Source organism: Paenibacillus sp. J14, from assembly GCF_000518465.1.
Taxonomy (GTDB): domain Bacteria; phylum Bacillota; class Bacilli; order Paenibacillales; family Paenibacillaceae; genus Fontibacillus; species Fontibacillus barengoltzii.
In genome coordinates, this window is record NZ_JADQ01000058.1 from 13,036 (window position 1) to 27,464 (window position 14,429).

Here is a 14,429-nt window from a genome sequence, read left to right on the forward strand (position 1 = left end):
CCTGTAGAGACAGGCACCCGGCCCGCTTAACCTTAACGCTGTCTAGATTCACGTAAAGGTTTGGCCGTATGACGGGAAGCTCCGGCAGCCCTGGAGGCATTGCCCGGGTTCAACTCGTAACGTCTGCGCTCCGTACGTTCCATTTGCACGATTTGACCTTCATGGACAACGATGTTTAACGAACCGAATTCCATGCCGCTCAGCAGCTCCGCAATCCGTTCCAGCCAAATTTCATCGACTTGCAATGGTTTCGCCATCCCCCTACCCCTCCCCTGGTTTAGGTATATAGGTAAATTAACAGTTCACGCTGGTATTCACACTTCTAACGGAACCTAGCACCGTTATTTGTACGTTTCGCGGGTGGTTTTAATGCTAACGGAACGAGAAGACCTTATTTCGAGCAATTTCTGTTCTCTCTCTACTTTTTCGGGCCATAAGGTCACTTGGTTCCGTTACAGTGGGAAATGTCCGGGAAATCGGCGAATAAGGGCGTTACGTTCCGTTAAAAGCTCCGCCCCGGAAGCCATCCCTCATCTCACCCAGCAGACTCTCCCCGCTGTAACTCTCCCCAGCTCCGCCTGCGCAACCGGCGCATCTCTGGTCCTTTCTAGCCTCGGTCTCCCTAATGGCTGCTCTTGCGAGTGAACCAGCCTTTGAGCAGCAGGGTCACCAGCGCCAGCAGCAATAACAGGGATGCCACGGCAAACGACGCAGAAAATTGGTACTCGTTATACAAAATCTCCACGTGCAACGGCAAGGTGTTCGTTTCTCCCCGGATATGGCCCGAGACGACGGAAACCGCGCCGAATTCTCCCATCGCTCGCGCATTACACAGAACAATGCCGTACAATAGACCCCATTTGATGTTCGGCAGCGTGACCTTCCAGAAGATCCGGAACCCCCGCGCTCCCAACGTGATAGCAGCTTCTTCTTCCTGCTGCCCCTGGTCCTCCATCAGCGGAATGAGCTCACGGGCAACAAACGGGAAAGTCACGAACAACGTCGCCAGGATGATGCCCGGCAGGGCAAAAATAATCGAGATATGATGCTCCTCCAGCCACGGTCCGAACCACCCGTGCGAGCCATAAACCAGCACGTAGATTAGACCGCCAATGACCGGCGATACGGCAAACGGCAAGTCGATTAAGGTGACCAATACCTGCTTGCCGCGAAATTTAAATTTGGTGACCGCCCAAGCGGCAGCCACTCCAAAGATCGTATTCAACGGGACGGTAATCACAGCGACGAGCAGCGTCAGCCGCAATGCGGATAATGCATCCGGGTCACGGATGGCTGCGATGTAGACGTCCCAACCTTTCTTGAGCGCCTCCGTCAGGACGACGGCAAGCGGCAATACGATGAGCCACAGCAGGACCAGTACGGCTGCTGTGATCAGCACCCACTTGATGACGCCCGAGCCTTGGCCCACCTGCTTCCGCGGGGCCGTCGGCTTGCTTGCAGCTAATGGCACAGAACCAGCCATCCTCTTCCCTCCCTATCGATTGCGATTGGCGTTTTTCGAGCGTTCTCCATCTCCTAGCGTGCGGTCTTGCGAATCCGACGTTGCAACGTGTTGATGAGCAGCAGCAGCACAAACGAGATGAGCAACAGCATCAGTGCAACTGCCGTCGCTCCGGCGTAGTCGAATTGCTCCAGCTTCGACATGATCAGCAGCGGGGCGATTTCCGTCTTCATCGGCATATTGCCGGAGATGAAGACCACGGAGCCGTATTCGCCGATGCCGCGAGCAAACGCGAGCGCAAACCCCGTTAGAAGCGGTGGCAGAAGCTCCGGCAGCACGACCTGGCGGAAGGTGCGGAAGCGGCTTGCCCCAAGGGTAGCTGCCGCCTCCTCCACTTCGGCATCCAGGTCCTGCAGCACCGGCTGTACGGTGCGCACCACAAACGGAATGCCGATAAACATCAGCGCAAGCGTGATGCCCGCCGGTGTAAAGGCGATGCGAATCCCCAGCGGTTCGAACAAGGAACCGATCCAGCCGTTGGCTGAGTAGATCGCAGTCAGGGAAACCCCAGCCACCGCCGTCGGCAGGGCAAAAGGAAGGTCGATCATCGCATCAAAAATATGTTTGCCGGGAAAATCGTACCGGACCAGCACCCAGGCCAGCAACAGCCCAAGCACCGCATCGATCAGTCCGGCCACCGCCGCGGTCACAAAGCTTACTCGGTATGAAGCAAGCACGCGCGGGTCGGTGGCGATATCCCAAAACTTCTCCCAGGTTAGTCCTGTAGAATTGAGCAGCAAGGCGGAAAGCGGGATGAGCACGATTAGGCTGAGGTACAGCACGCTAAATCCCATCGTCAGCCCGAAACCAGGCAGAACGCCGCGCTTTGCAGTGCTACTGTGCATAGTCTTCGCCTCCGATTCGTTACGGTCGGTTCGTATTATTGCGGTAGGTAAATTTGGTTAAAGATGCCGCCGTCATTAAAATGCTTCGCCTGGGCTTCTGCCCATCCGCCAAATTCCTCGATTGTAAACAGCTTGATCTCCGGGAATTTGTCGGCATACTCCGCCTTAACGCTGTCCAGCGTTGGACGATAGTAATTATCCGCAGCGATCTTCTGTCCTTCTTCCGAATACAGGTACTGCAAATAAGCTTCAGCCACTTCGCGGGTGCCGTTAGCATCTGCATTTTTGTCGACCACGGCAACCGGCGGTTCGGCCAGTATGCTCTCCGACGGATAGACGATATCGAACTTATCCGGCCCCAGCTCCTTCACGGACAACCAGGCTTCGTTCTCCCAAGCCAGCAGCACGTCGCCAAGTCCGCGTTCTACGAACGTCGTTGTAGCGCCGCGCGCCCCGCTGTCGAGAACCGGAACATGCTTGAACAGCTCTTGCACGAACTCCCGTGCTTTCGTCTCGTCGTTATTGTTTTGGTGCAGCGCATATCCCCAAGCCGCCAGGTAATTCCACCGCGCCCCGCCGGAGGTTTGCGGGTTAGGCGTGATCACCTCAACGCCATCCTTGATCAGATCGTTCCAATCCTTAATGTCTTTGGGGTTGCCTTTACGAACCAGGAATACGATCGTAGAAGTGTAGGGCGAGCTGTTATATTCGAACTTTTGCTGCCAACCTTCATTAATCAGCCCGGTTTCCGCAATGGCGTCAATGTCGTATCCCAACGCCAGAGTTACCACGTCGGCCTTCAACCCGTCAATGACAGCCCGGCTTTGCTTGCCTGACCCGCCATGCGACTGCTTAATGGTGACCTTCTGTCCTTTTTCTTTCTCCCAATATGCCGCAAAGGCCTTGTTATAATTTTCGTATAATTCCCGGGTTGGGTCGTAGGATACGTTCAGCAGCTCCACCGCTTTGGGCTTCTCCCCGCCGCCGGAATTGCCGGCTGCCGCGCTGGCCGCATCGTTGCCGCCGCTCGTGTTGGACGAGCAAGCTGCCAGAACCCCAATCATCATTAATGCCAGACTCACTAGAACCCCTTGCTTCAACCTTCTGTTCATCGTATCACTCCCCATACTCTTTTCTCGCTTTACTAGGGCAGGGCAGATCTCCACCACAGCAACCCATTGGACAATGGAAAACGGAGAAACGCCCCACCCCCAACGGTCAAACCGAGCCACTACCCGTGTCTGCCAAGGCAAGTAGAGCGTTCCTCCGTCCGTACGGTGAGAACATTTTTAATTATTCCTACCTGTTTAGTATGCTATGGTGTTATTTTAAATGGGCCAGCCCAGAAATGTCAAACCTTTTTATACAAAAAAAGCAATTTATTTATAAGCCTGCCTTATAGCCGGCACCTACTGCAGCGTAAACAGCGGATCTTCTTCCTCGCCAATCGGATAGGAGGCTACTCAATAATTGAGCAGTCGACCTTCCACTCCACCGTACGTACCGTTCGGTATACGGCGGTTCAACCGCTTGAGTGCAGTTGGCGTAATCATGTTACGACAGCACTGTATGCAACTAAAGAGGGGTGACGGGCGCACATGCAAAAACACCCGAAGACCGGCAAATGCTGGCCTTCGGGTGTCTGGGTCGGATCCTCGTCCGCTTAGATGTTCTTACTATCTAATTTCTAATTTGGCGTACCCGCCGCAAAGTTCACCGGCAGCGGTTCGATGCAGGAAGGTTTGCTGATCTTCAAGCTATGCTCCGCCGGTGTCAGACTGCCGCTGTTGGGATCTCGCCGCAGGGCGGCGATATTGCCGCTGTACTGATTGGCCACCAACACATAGTCCTCCAGGACGGCGAAGTTCCGCGGCCAACTGCCTCCCACACTCGTCCATTCCGGGTCTACGAGATGACCGGTGTGCTCATCGATACGGAAACGTACAATGCTGTCATGTCCGCGGTTCGATCCGTAGACGTAACGTCCATCCGGCGAGAAGTGGATATCAGCCGGGTAGTTCTCCCCTTGGAAATCATCCGGCAGCGAGCTGGCGTGCTGGATCGCTTCAAGCCGTCCCTCCACAGGATCGAACGTATACGCCGTCATCGTGTTGTTCAACTCGTTCATGCCGTACGCAAACTGTTCTGATGGATGGAGCACGAAATGCCGTGGACCTGCCCCGGGCGGCAAGTGGGTTACGCCATGCTTAAAGAGCCGCCCGCACTCCAACCGATAGATCACAATCTGGTCCGTCCCCAAGTCGGAGACAAAGGCGAACCGACCATCATGGCTAGGCACAATGCTGTGAGCATGAGCCGACTCCTGGCGCTCCTGGTTAACGCTGCTGCCTTCATGTTGGATCAGGGCAGTCATTTCCCCTAATGCCCCATCCGGTTCCAGTGTAAAGGCATTCACATGCCCGCTGGAATAGTTAGCGACCAGCAAAAATGCATCCCGCCCCCACTTCAAAGCCAGATGGCACGGGTCGGCCCCCAGCGTTGCCCGTTCGCTGTGCAGCATCGCCAGCTTCCCATCCTTCGGATCAACCGTAAATCCAGCGACCTGCCCTTCAGTCTGCTCACTTACCGCATACAATCGCATCCCCTGTGGATCGAAGATCACGAAGGAAGGGTTGGTAAGACCCGCAGTCTCGTGGATAACCCGCATTTCGCCGGTGTCCCTCTGCAGCTCACAGAGATAAATTCCCGGCTCCCCGCGATCGGCATAGGAACCTACAAAAAAGTACCAGTGCTGCCTCGCTTCCTTGCTCACCGATTTCTCTTCCCTTTCTTTCTCAAATTTATCCATCATCTGCTTCACTTCAGACAATGGAAGCCGATCAAAAAACATCTCCACCTGTTTCTCTGCCCCGCTGTAGATTTGGTTCATCACGGCAGGGATGTTCGAGGAAATATTACAGGAAGAGCATTCACTGCCGGAACACCAGTTGGGTTGCAGCGATCCTTGAGCGAAGATGCGATACAAGTCGCCGAGGGACACGTGCGAAAGCTCGCACTTTAGCATATACCCGCCGCGGGCTCCTTCCTTTGTCGTTACGAGGTCATGGCGGCGCAGCAGGCTGAGTACCTTACGTACGCGGGCTGGATGGGTCGCAACGCTGCTAGCGATCTGTTCGCTATTGGCCATGCGATCCTGCTTGGAATCTAAATACAACAAGCAATGAACGGCGACTGTTAATTCACTATTCATCTTCCTTCTTCCCCTTCCCATACCAAGTTTGAAACAAGTGCAGACGAGTATGTTATAATGTTCTCGCGAATCGCTGTTCGCTAGTCACGTTATATCATTATCGCTAATTACTCATTGCTAATAACTCAACACATACATACTATACACTACACTTATAGAAAGGGAACCTCTATGAACCTAATGAATCCCTCGTATATGCAAATCGCCTTTACTGTTGGTGCGATGGCCATGGCCGTCGCTGTTCTGTTTATCCGTCTGAAAGCCAGTCGTCGACCTGTCACGGTGAAGAAAATCATTATCCCGCCGCTCGGAATGACAACCGGTCTTTTCATGTTCGTTGTACCGGAGACGCATATTCCAATTCTGTGGGGCATAATTGCCTTTGCTTTCGGCTGGCTTCTTTTTTCTTATCCGTTGATTCGGACAACCAAGTTCGAGAACATCGGCGGCGAAATTTACGCGGAACGTTCCCGCAGCTTTATCTTCATTCTGATTGGTCTGCTAGTTGTCCGTCTCCTGCTGCATGAGGCTGTAGAACAATACGTCTCCGTCATGCAAACCGCAGCGCTGTTCTTCCTGCTCGCTTATGGCATGATCATTCGCTGGCGGCTGTTTATGCTCAAGCAGTACCGGGCAATGACCGAGAGCTCCACTGCCTCCTGAACCGTAAGTGGTTCAGGAGCAGCCTCCCTTCACAATCGCTCGATTGCGCCCCGCTGCCTTCGCTTGATACAGACAACCGTCGGCATGGCGGATCAATTCCTCCGACGTCATCGGTTCGTGCGGGCACAAGGAGTAACCTCCCATACTGATCGTGACGCAGTTGTCCACTTTCGACCTGTGGTGTTCGATCGCCAAGGCAGCCACCTCTCCCCGCAGCCGTTCCGCCAACTCTAACGTTTGCTGCGCATGGTGACCGGCCAGGATCACGACAAACTCCTCACCGCCGTATCTGGCCGCAAACCCGCGTTCCCGCTTCGCCGCAGCATAGATCGTTTGTGCAACCTTTTTGAGAACCTGATCCCCAGCTTGATGTCCGTAATAATCATTATAGTCTTTAAAATAATCAATATCTATCATGAGCAGCGATAGCGCGTTGCTTCGTTCCTCGGGAGTTTGCAATTCCCTATCGAGGATCTCATCCAATCTCCGCCGGTTAGGGATTTCTGTCAACCCGTCCAGATTGGTTAACCGAAGCAGCTGTTCGTTAGCCACCTCAAGCTGCTCCTCCGATTCGATCAACTGCCGATGCTGCTCCGACAGTCGGATGAATAAACGATTCACCTCGTTAACAATCGCACAGAGCACAATGGTGGCCGAGATCAGGGAATTGATTTTAGCCACATACCATCCAAGCGTGAAGCGCATGCCGGCCCATAACTCCAGCGTAACCTCCATCAGCAAGGCTAACATTGCCACAGACAGCCACAAGTGCAGCACCGACTGCCTCTTTACTCTCACCCTTAACACTAACAATGCGTACATATTAAGAGCCCATAGGATCGGGCCAATCATTGAATTTTTGAGTTGCCATAAATCATTATTATAAAAAAGACCCGGCAGCCTCTGAACAGCAAGCATTGAAGCTTTATATGAAAAAAATACAAGGAACAAGGTAAGGACAATGCCTGCCGTGCCAGATCGAACGATCTGCTTCTTCGACTTTAAGGGAGCAGACCACTTTCGACCTACAAAAGCATATCCCCAGATCCCCAGGGTAATTCCCACATGCCACATCACCCACACCCATCCCGCCGTTTGCTCCTTAATCGCTTCAACATCCGCGATGTTGATGAAGAGACTCGGAAAGGTCAAGACGTACAAGAGTGACATGAAACAACCGAACAAATAAGTGCAGAAGATAACTAGCAAAGCCGGTAGACCGGAAGCTCGGTACTGACTATACATGGTAATGGCGGTTAACAAATTGCCAAAAATAATGCAGCCAACAATGGCCGATAAATATTGATCTTTATGTGGAAGTTCAATCATTCCAAACGGTAATGTAATCAACGACACGACGGTAATGAAAACTGAGAGGATGATCGCCCACTTTCGCTGCCTTGGGCTGTAGGGGATGTCAAGTGCCACTTTATACTTTACGCGCATCAACGCCCTCCTGCTTGTCGAAACATGTCATAATTAAACATATTCGATTTTAGATAGGGATGCAATCCTTTTCTTAGGTAGCTCCTCACTTTAGCAAAGGGCATAAAAAAGCCGCATTCGCGAAAGGCGAACACGGCTGCGTTTGCTTAGGTCACTGGTCCCATGAAAGGGTACAAACGCCTAAGCCTTCTTGGCCGACGATCTTTGATCGGAGCTTGGATTGCTCAGTTGAGGGAGCATGCGCATCCCCATGACCATCTCGGACGAGCAGAGCGGACATACGGGGCTATAATCAAAGGTGAAATTGTCCCGCATCCACCCGTTGCAGTCATCGCTAGTGCAGGTCCATACCGGCGTATTTTCCTCAGGAATTTCTTCTAACGTCTTTTTACGGTAGTTCATAAAATTCCCCTCCTCTTCAAGGTGAACGTTCCAACCAGGTGCATTGATGATTTTGTTGTAGTGTTATATGTATCATCAGAAGCGGACTTCTGAAGAATTAACCTCATTAATGATCTTTGCGAAGAAAAACTGCCCTTAATGCGAGCACGCATTAAGAGCAGTTTCTAACTAGCTTACAGTTTTACAACGTTCTCGGCTTGAGGGCCGCGGTTGCCTTGAACCACGTTGAATTGTACGCGTTGGCCTTCGTCGAGGGTTTTGAAGCCTTCGCCAGTGATCGCGCTGAAATGAACGAATACGTCATTTCCGCCTTCCACTTCGATGAAGCCAAAACCTTTCTCAGCGTTAAACCATTTTACTGTTCCAGTTTCCATGGGAGAATACCTCCTGTTTAAGATTAACATGATTCATTTTTTTAACAGAAGTCGTTCAAATAAAGGCTGACCCTTATTGAACATGCACCACTTGTATAAAAAAAATTCACACATTGAAAAAAGTTCCAGTTTTAAAAAAGTGACACCCTTTTCAATGCGTGAATGATATCTTCTTTCAAAAACATGATTTGATCTCATTATAGCCTTTTGCCAGATAAAAAGCAAATCCCCTGTTTTTTCAAGCCTACCGGAAAGACTGGACAAATCTAACTACTGAAAACTATAATGACAGATGTAATCTGCAGTCATATTGTTCAGGGGTGCTGGAATTGGCCGGCTGAGAGTGTATCCCTCCAAGATACTGACCCTTCAACCTGATCTGGATAATGCCAGCGTAGGGAGCCATACCATGGTGATGAACTTATTTTACATGTCATTTCCATTGCCTATCGCGTCCCGGATCCGGGACGTTTTTTTGTATCCGGAAGTTGGAAGTTACGCTTAAGGACGCACATCCAGGGTTATACCAAGAACAAGCTGCGGAAATTTACACCAACGAAGGAGAGTCGGAGTCGTGAAAGTTCAAGTACGTACCGCACTGGCCATATTTCTTGGTTGCTTGCTGCTGGTATTGTCCGCCTGCGGCGGAGCGAATGGGAATCGTGCCGGGACAGCGGAAGGCGGAAACCAAGGCGGACAAAATACCGAAGCCGCCGCACCCAATCAAGCCTCTAATGCAGAGCTGCAACATGTGAAAGTCGTGCTCGACTGGAGCCCTAACACGAACCATACCGGGCTTTACGTCGCCAAGGATCAAGGCTATTTCGCCGAGGAAGGACTGCATGTGGACATCCTCCTGCCTGGTTCCGGCGGCGCCGAAGCGATGGTGGCCGCAGGAGAGGTGCCGTTTGGCGTCAGCGTGCAAGAGAACGTGACGCAAAGCCGAATCCAAGGCGTCCCGCTCGTCTCGATTGCCGCGATCATTCAGCACAATACGTCCGGCTTCGCTGCCCCTGTCGAGAAGAACATCAAGTCGCCGCGGGACTTCGAGGGCAAAGCCTACGGCGGCTGGGGTTCACCGGTGGAACAAGCGGTGATCCAATCGATCATGGATCTGCAAGGCGCTGATGTCAACAAGGTGAAGTTCATTAACATCGGGGATGCCGATTATTTTACAGCGGTAAAACGGGATATTGATTTTGCCTGGATTTTCTACGCCTGGACGGGTGTTGAGGCCGAGCTGCGAGGCGAGCCGCTGGACATGTTGTATGTCAAAGATTTCTCCGAGAAGCTGGACTACTACACACCAGTACTCGTGACGAACGAGAAGACAATCCAGGATAACCCTGAGCTCGTAAAAGCTTTTATGCGGGCTGTGACGAAAGGTTATCAGTATGCGATTGACCATCCAGAGGAAGCGGCGCAAATCCTGCTGAAAGCTGTACCGGAGCTCGACAAAGACCTGGTGGTGGCCAGTCAAAAATGGCTCAGCCCGAAATACAAGGACGATGCTCCGCGCTGGGGCGAGCAGAAGAAAGAAGTGTGGCAAAACTACTCCGATTGGATGTTTGAACGCAAGCTCCTGGAGAAACCGCTTGATGTGGATGCCGCTTTTACCAACGAGTTTTTGCCAAGCGAATAACTACCTTTAATAATTCTTTAATGCCAAAACTCCTATTCGAAAGGATGAACTTACCCATGCCAAACGCGTTATTAAGCATTCAAATCATTCCGAAAACGCCTAACGGTGAAGACGTCATTCCCTATGTAGACCGAGCCATTGAAGTTATTCAAGCTTCCGGCGTCAAATATCAGGTGAATCCCCTGGAGACGACCATGGAGGGGGATCTCGACGAGCTGCTGACCATCGTGAAGAAAATGAATGAAGCCGTCATTGAATTCGGCAGCACGGGCATCATTTCGCAAATTAAAATTTCCTACAATCCCGAAGGCGTCAGCATGGATAAGCTGATCGAAAAATATCGGCCATGAATCTCCGCAGCCTTTGGCACAGCATATGGCCGCCCCTCGTGGCGGTCATCTTGTTTTTACTGATCTGGCAAGGCGCGACCGCCTGGTTCCACATCGAGAAATGGATTCTCCCCAGCCCGGTAGATATCGGTCGTGAAGCAGCTGCCGGTGCGGCCAGCTTGGGGGAACATACTTTAGCAACGCTGCGGCTGATGCTGATCGGTTTTGCCATCGGGACGCTTGTCGGCCTGCTGACGGCGTTTGTTCTGCATTATGTCCCGTTTCTGAAGGCATCGCTGTATCCGCTCATCATCTTAAGTCAAAACGTGCCCACCATTGCGTTGGCGCCACTGCTGATGATCTGGTTCGGCTTTGGCATCCTGCCGAAGATTATCGTCATTACGCTCGTCTGCTTCTTCCCTGTCGCCGTGGCAGCCATGGACGGACTTAACCGCACGGACCGGGCGATGCTTGATTATATGCGAATGATTGGTGCATCCAAGGCGGATATTTTCCGCAAGCTGGAGGTGCCCTATGCGATCCCCTCGATCATGTCCGGGGTGAAAATCGCCGCAACTTACAGCGTGATGGGGGCGGTCATTGCCGAATGGATTGGCGCAGACAAAGGCATTGGCTACTATATGATGCTGCAGAAGGCATCGTTCCGCACGGATAAGATCTTTGTCGCCATCGCCATCATCGTGGCCATCAGCCTGGCGATGTTCGCCTGTGTTGCATTGTTGGAAAAATGGCTTGTCCGCTATAAACCGGCGAACGACCGGAGATAGAGAAGCGAACGGAAAGGAAGGCTTGGTTTATGAGCGAAGCATCTACACCCAAAGATAACGCCACCCCCGCGTTGGAGGTTCGGCAGATTCATAAAACGTTCCGCGACCGGCGCCGGGAGGTTCCGGTGCTGCAGGACATTTCACTGCGAGTACCGGCCGGTGAATTCGTGTCGATCATCGGCCCCTCTGGCTGCGGCAAAAGCACGCTGTTCCACGTCATCGGCGGTCTGACCGCGCCGGATCAAGGCGAGGTGCTCCTTCAGGGACGCCCGGTCACCGGACAGCGCGGACATATCAGTTACGTGCCGCAGCAGCCTGCGTTGTTCCCTTGGCGGACGATCGAGGAGAATGTTGTGTTGGCGCAGGAAATCGCCGGAGCCGGAAAGCAGAGCTCCCGTGCGGAAATTCAGCATTGGCTCGAAAAAGCGGGGTTACGCGGATTTGAACGAGCTTATCCTCATATGTTGTCCGGCGGTATGCAGCAGCGGGCTTCGTTCCTTCGGGGACTGCTCGCCCCTCAGGAAGTCATGTGCCTGGACGAGCCGTTTAGTGCGCTCGACGCCCTGACACGCAGTGAAATGCAGCGCTGGCTGCTGGATATTTGGGAAGAGAACAAGCGCTCCGTCCTGATGATTACGCACAGCATCGAAGAGGCGCTCATGCTCTCGGACACGATCGTTTTGTTTACGAACCGGCCGGCCCATGTGCTGCACACCATCCAGGTGCCGTTTCCCCGGCCGCGGCGTGAGGAAATGCTGGAGGACCCCGATTTTATGCGATTAAAACGGGAGATTGCGGCGATGATGGCGGCGGAGCAGCGCAAAATAGCAGCAGGAGGAGTCTGAAATAGACTTCCCCCTGCTATCAACGTTCCATTGCCACCTCGGTAACCTCCACCTGATCCACATCCAGCATCAGTTCGACCCATCGCCGCAGGTGCTGGGCTTCCCCAGCGACGGCAATGAGCCAAGTCACCGATTCAATGGATTCTAAATGCCCTGCCGGATCTGAGAGATTCGGCATCCGGTCAAGCACCTGCTCATAGGCGCTTAACTTCATGTCAATCAGCCGGAATCGCTCCAGCTTCTGTGTACAATCGGGAATTAAGGTCACGCGCAGGTAGAGCAAAGTCCTCCCTGTCCGGTTGGCTTCCTCCAGTTCCTCCGGAGTAACGGGACGGCTCCAGGACCTTTTTTCCATGTCCATTCCCCCTGATATCCGCTGATTACATAATGGAGTAAATATTCAGCATTTCATCGGAAAGCTCCATTAACGCATCCACTACTTCCGGATCGAATTGGGTCTCACGATGTTGGTGCAATTCCAGCTTGGCTTCAGCCATAGTCAGCTTCCGTTCCCGGTAATGCCGGTCCGATGTCATCGAATCGAAGGCGTCAACCACCGCGCAAATTCTCGCCTTATAGGGGATTTGTTTCCCCTTCAGCCCATCCGGGTACCCCGCCCCGTCCCAACGCTCATGATGCCAGCGGACGATATCCGCAATGCCCGGTCCAAACGCAGGATCCGCTTCTACCAGCTCTGCCCCGATGACCGGATGCAGCTTAATGATCCTCCACTGTATCTCCGTCAGCGGCTCCCGCTGCTCAATGATCGCGCGGGGGATCATCGTTTTGCCGATATCATGCATAAAGCACCCGCGGACCAGCATGTCCTTCTCAGCTCCGGTGATCTTCAGCGGCTCGGCGATTTTCTCTGCCAGCATAGCAACCCGTATACTATGGTGATAGGTTTCCGGATGTTTGCGCACCAGCAGGTTAAACCACTTCACGGCTTCCGGGCTATAGTCCATGTACCAATCGTCGACGAACTCATTAAAAACAGTCAACCGTTCTGCCCCCTAAAAAACCTGTGTCGTCATTCGTCTCTCCCGTTTCGGAGTCGACGTTCCTTATTTCCCGAAAGAAAAAAGTTATTTTGGCTAATAATTTGCTTAATCCCCGTTAAATTTTAACGCTTTTTACCCGATGATGATTCAGAGCAAACGGATGAAAAACAGACCATGTCGTACAATAACAATTATGCGACAAAAATTAAAGTCAACAGGAGGTCCACTACATAATATGGGTACTAATTATTTGTCCGCTGTAGCCCAGCAATTTCCGTTCCATTTATCTGTCACACAGGATTATCAGGACGAACAGATCATTCAAATGTTCCTGACGGCATGCGCCAAAGCGCCAAATACCCGCAGAAACTATTTTAGGGCCCTGGAGCATTTCAGGCAATTCCTTTCGGGAATGCGTTTTCGGGATGTGACTTGGAGGGAAATCGAAGCTTATAAAATCTACCTCACGAAGGGCTTCTACCGCGATGGCCAAAAACCGCTTGCTCCGGCCAGTGTGGCTGCATTTATCGCGCCTCTGAAGTCGTTTTATAAATGGGGAAGCGACAGCAGCATCGGCTTTTTCGATCATAATCCGGCGCAAAATGTCCGTATCCCGGCCATTGCCGTAACGAGCCGCAGACATTATCTTACCCGCAACGAGGTCGGCAAGCTGCTGGAGGCGTTGCGGCGCCAGAGCCTGAGAAATTACTTGATCGGCCTGTCTCTGGTGCTGTTGGGCCTTCGCGTGTCTGAGTTATGCGGCATCAAGTGGAAGGACTTTCATGCCGATATGCTGGAGACATCCATATGGCTCACCGTATCCCACGCAAAACGCGGAAAAACACGCGAGGTCAAAATTCCGCGAGAGCTCTGGAACATGTACCAGGAGCATGCACGCAGATTGGCGAAGGGGCATGAACCGGATCCGGAGTTGAAGCTGTTTGCAATTACGCCGCGGCAAATCGAACGAATCATTAAACAAGCAGGCATTGCGAGCGGAATTCAGAAGCAGCCGACCCCCCACTGGTTAAGACATACCAACGCGACGCTGGCATTACTGCAGGGCGCCTCGCTGCAGCAGGTTCAGGAAAGCTTGGGGCACTCCCATATCAACACGACCCAGCGCTATCTGCACACCGTCGAGCAAATAAAGAAGGCGGCTCCCGACTTCGTGCAGGACAGTTTGATGGAATTTATGTGATTTTTCTATTTTTTTAGTGCTATTTATCTATTTTTTGTGTCGAAAATAATGCAAAAATCGCTCTTTTGTCCTATAATGTAACAAGGGTTAATTACAAACCTTGCCAAATTTCGACCAGTTTTTACCTAGGGTTGTCGCATAATTGTTATTGTACGACATG

Annotated in this window: 16 protein-coding genes and 1 riboswitch; of the genes, 6 read left to right on the plus strand and 10 right to left on the minus strand. The window is 52.2% G+C overall.

Annotated features, from left to right (window positions below; all coding sequences use genetic code 11):
• Nucleotides 1–32 precede the first annotated feature (32 nt).
• The 5 genes from M891_RS0118485 to M891_RS0118505 all read right to left on the minus strand — a co-directional run bounded on the left by M891_RS0118485 (nucleotide 33) and on the right by M891_RS0118505 (nucleotide 5,578).
• The gene (locus M891_RS0118485; protein WP_028539853.1) at nucleotides 33–257 is read right to left on the minus strand and encodes a YezD family protein; all 225 of its coding nucleotides are present in this window, start codon (nucleotides 255–257) and stop codon (nucleotides 33–35) included.
• A 365-nt stretch (nucleotides 258–622) separates the two neighbouring features.
• Complete coding sequence (gene cysW, locus M891_RS0118490) at nucleotides 623–1,483, minus strand: sulfate ABC transporter permease subunit CysW (protein WP_028539854.1); 861 nt, start codon at nucleotides 1,481–1,483, stop codon at nucleotides 623–625.
• A gap of 53 nt (nucleotides 1,484–1,536) precedes the next feature.
• Nucleotides 1,537–2,367: a sulfate ABC transporter permease subunit CysT gene (gene cysT, locus M891_RS0118495; RefSeq protein ID WP_028539855.1), complete on the minus strand. Its 831-nt coding sequence runs from the start codon at nucleotides 2,365–2,367 to the stop codon at nucleotides 1,537–1,539.
• A 35-nt stretch (nucleotides 2,368–2,402) separates the two neighbouring features.
• Entirely contained in the window at nucleotides 2,403–3,479 is a 1,077-nt protein-coding gene (locus M891_RS0118500) for a sulfate ABC transporter substrate-binding protein (RefSeq protein ID WP_028539856.1), read from the minus strand.
• 575 nt (nucleotides 3,480–4,054) lie between these two features.
• On the minus strand, nucleotides 4,055–5,578 hold the full coding sequence (locus tag M891_RS0118505; protein ID WP_198032047.1) for a beta-propeller fold lactonase family protein: 1,524 nt from the start codon (nucleotides 5,576–5,578) through the stop codon (nucleotides 4,055–4,057).
• A 171-nt stretch (nucleotides 5,579–5,749) separates the two neighbouring features.
• On the opposite strand from M891_RS0118505, the gene M891_RS0118510 reads away from it, so the two are divergent.
• Nucleotides 5,750–6,241, plus strand: coding sequence for a CcdC family protein (locus M891_RS0118510; protein ID WP_028539858.1), 492 nt, complete (start codon nucleotides 5,750–5,752; stop codon nucleotides 6,239–6,241).
• A 12-nt stretch (nucleotides 6,242–6,253) separates the two neighbouring features.
• Here the strand turns inward: M891_RS0118510 and M891_RS0118515 are convergent, their stop codons facing one another.
• From M891_RS0118515 to M891_RS0118525, 3 genes are all read right to left on the minus strand, one after another.
• The gene (locus M891_RS0118515; protein ID WP_028539859.1) at nucleotides 6,254–7,687 is read right to left on the minus strand and encodes a sensor domain-containing diguanylate cyclase; all 1,434 of its coding nucleotides are present in this window, start codon (nucleotides 7,685–7,687) and stop codon (nucleotides 6,254–6,256) included.
• A gap of 180 nt (nucleotides 7,688–7,867) precedes the next feature.
• Nucleotides 7,868–8,089, minus strand: a complete 222-nt coding sequence (locus tag M891_RS0118520; protein ID WP_028539860.1) for a cold-shock protein — start codon at nucleotides 8,087–8,089, stop codon at nucleotides 7,868–7,870.
• Between the two features lie 173 nt (nucleotides 8,090–8,262).
• On the minus strand, nucleotides 8,263–8,463 hold the full coding sequence (locus M891_RS0118525) for a cold-shock protein (RefSeq protein WP_009223993.1): 201 nt from the start codon (nucleotides 8,461–8,463) through the stop codon (nucleotides 8,263–8,265).
• A gap of 306 nt (nucleotides 8,464–8,769) precedes the next feature.
• Nucleotides 8,770–8,882, plus strand: a riboswitch (TPP riboswitch).
• 155 nt (nucleotides 8,883–9,037) lie between these two features.
• Here M891_RS0118525 and M891_RS0118530 point away from each other — a divergent pair.
• The 4 genes from M891_RS0118530 to M891_RS0118545 are packed head-to-tail and all read left to right on the plus strand — an operon-like array spanning nucleotide 9,038 to nucleotide 12,067.
• Entirely contained in the window at nucleotides 9,038–10,105 is a 1,068-nt protein-coding gene (locus tag M891_RS0118530; protein ID WP_028539861.1) for an ABC transporter substrate-binding protein, read from the plus strand.
• A gap of 56 nt (nucleotides 10,106–10,161) precedes the next feature.
• Nucleotides 10,162–10,455, plus strand: coding sequence for an MTH1187 family thiamine-binding protein (locus M891_RS0118535; RefSeq protein ID WP_028539862.1), 294 nt, complete (start codon nucleotides 10,162–10,164; stop codon nucleotides 10,453–10,455).
• On the plus strand, nucleotides 10,452–11,222 hold the full coding sequence (locus M891_RS0118540) for an ABC transporter permease (RefSeq protein WP_028539863.1): 771 nt from the start codon (nucleotides 10,452–10,454) through the stop codon (nucleotides 11,220–11,222). The genes M891_RS0118535 and M891_RS0118540 overlap by 4 nt, the downstream gene beginning before the upstream one ends.
• 29 nt (nucleotides 11,223–11,251) lie before the next feature.
• Nucleotides 11,252–12,067, plus strand: coding sequence for an ABC transporter ATP-binding protein (locus tag M891_RS0118545; protein ID WP_036700988.1), 816 nt, complete (start codon nucleotides 11,252–11,254; stop codon nucleotides 12,065–12,067).
• Between the two features lie 19 nt (nucleotides 12,068–12,086).
• On the opposite strand, the gene M891_RS0118550 is transcribed toward M891_RS0118545, so the two are convergent.
• Both M891_RS0118550 and M891_RS0118555 read right to left on the minus strand, forming a co-directional pair.
• The gene (locus M891_RS0118550; protein ID WP_028539865.1) at nucleotides 12,087–12,422 is read right to left on the minus strand and encodes a hypothetical protein; all 336 of its coding nucleotides are present in this window, start codon (nucleotides 12,420–12,422) and stop codon (nucleotides 12,087–12,089) included.
• 25 nt (nucleotides 12,423–12,447) lie between these two features.
• The gene (locus M891_RS0118555) at nucleotides 12,448–13,068 is read right to left on the minus strand and encodes an HD-GYP domain-containing protein (protein ID WP_028539866.1); all 621 of its coding nucleotides are present in this window, start codon (nucleotides 13,066–13,068) and stop codon (nucleotides 12,448–12,450) included.
• Nucleotides 13,069–13,303: 235 nt separating this feature from the next.
• On the opposite strand from M891_RS0118555, the gene M891_RS0118560 reads away from it, so the two are divergent.
• The gene (locus M891_RS0118560) at nucleotides 13,304–14,269 is read left to right on the plus strand and encodes a tyrosine-type recombinase/integrase (protein ID WP_009227162.1); all 966 of its coding nucleotides are present in this window, start codon (nucleotides 13,304–13,306) and stop codon (nucleotides 14,267–14,269) included.
• Nucleotides 14,270–14,429 lie beyond the last annotated feature (160 nt).

Excerpts from the sequence above, each read along its gene's own strand:
- M891_RS0118485 (WP_028539853.1), bottom strand. The coding sequence starts at position 257 with ATGGCGAAACCATTGCAAGTCGATGAAATTTGGCTGGAACGGATTGCG.
- cysW (WP_028539854.1), bottom strand. The coding sequence starts at position 1,483 with ATGGCTGGTTCTGTGCCATTAGCTGCAAGCAAGCCGACGGCCCCGCGG.
- cysT (WP_028539855.1), bottom strand. The coding sequence starts at position 2,367 with ATGCACAGTAGCACTGCAAAGCGCGGCGTTCTGCCTGGTTTCGGGCTG.
- M891_RS0118500 (WP_028539856.1), bottom strand. The coding sequence starts at position 3,479 with ATGAACAGAAGGTTGAAGCAAGGGGTTCTAGTGAGTCTGGCATTAATG.
- M891_RS0118505 (WP_198032047.1), bottom strand. The coding sequence starts at position 5,578 with ATGAATAGTGAATTAACAGTCGCCGTTCATTGCTTGTTGTATTTAGAT.
- M891_RS0118510 (WP_028539858.1), top strand. The coding sequence starts at position 5,750 with ATGAACCTAATGAATCCCTCGTATATGCAAATCGCCTTTACTGTTGGT.
- M891_RS0118515 (WP_028539859.1), bottom strand. The coding sequence starts at position 7,687 with ATGCGCGTAAAGTATAAAGTGGCACTTGACATCCCCTACAGCCCAAGG.
- M891_RS0118520 (WP_028539860.1), bottom strand. The coding sequence starts at position 8,089 with ATGAACTACCGTAAAAAGACGTTAGAAGAAATTCCTGAGGAAAATACG.
- M891_RS0118525 (WP_009223993.1), bottom strand. The coding sequence starts at position 8,463 with ATGGAAACTGGAACAGTAAAATGGTTTAACGCTGAGAAAGGTTTTGGC.
- M891_RS0118535 (WP_028539862.1), top strand. The coding sequence starts at position 10,162 with ATGCCAAACGCGTTATTAAGCATTCAAATCATTCCGAAAACGCCTAAC.
- M891_RS0118540 (WP_028539863.1), top strand. The coding sequence starts at position 10,452 with ATGAATCTCCGCAGCCTTTGGCACAGCATATGGCCGCCCCTCGTGGCG.
- M891_RS0118545 (WP_036700988.1), top strand. The coding sequence starts at position 11,252 with ATGAGCGAAGCATCTACACCCAAAGATAACGCCACCCCCGCGTTGGAG.
- M891_RS0118550 (WP_028539865.1), bottom strand. The coding sequence starts at position 12,422 with ATGGAAAAAAGGTCCTGGAGCCGTCCCGTTACTCCGGAGGAACTGGAG.
- M891_RS0118560 (WP_009227162.1), top strand. The coding sequence starts at position 13,304 with ATGGGTACTAATTATTTGTCCGCTGTAGCCCAGCAATTTCCGTTCCAT.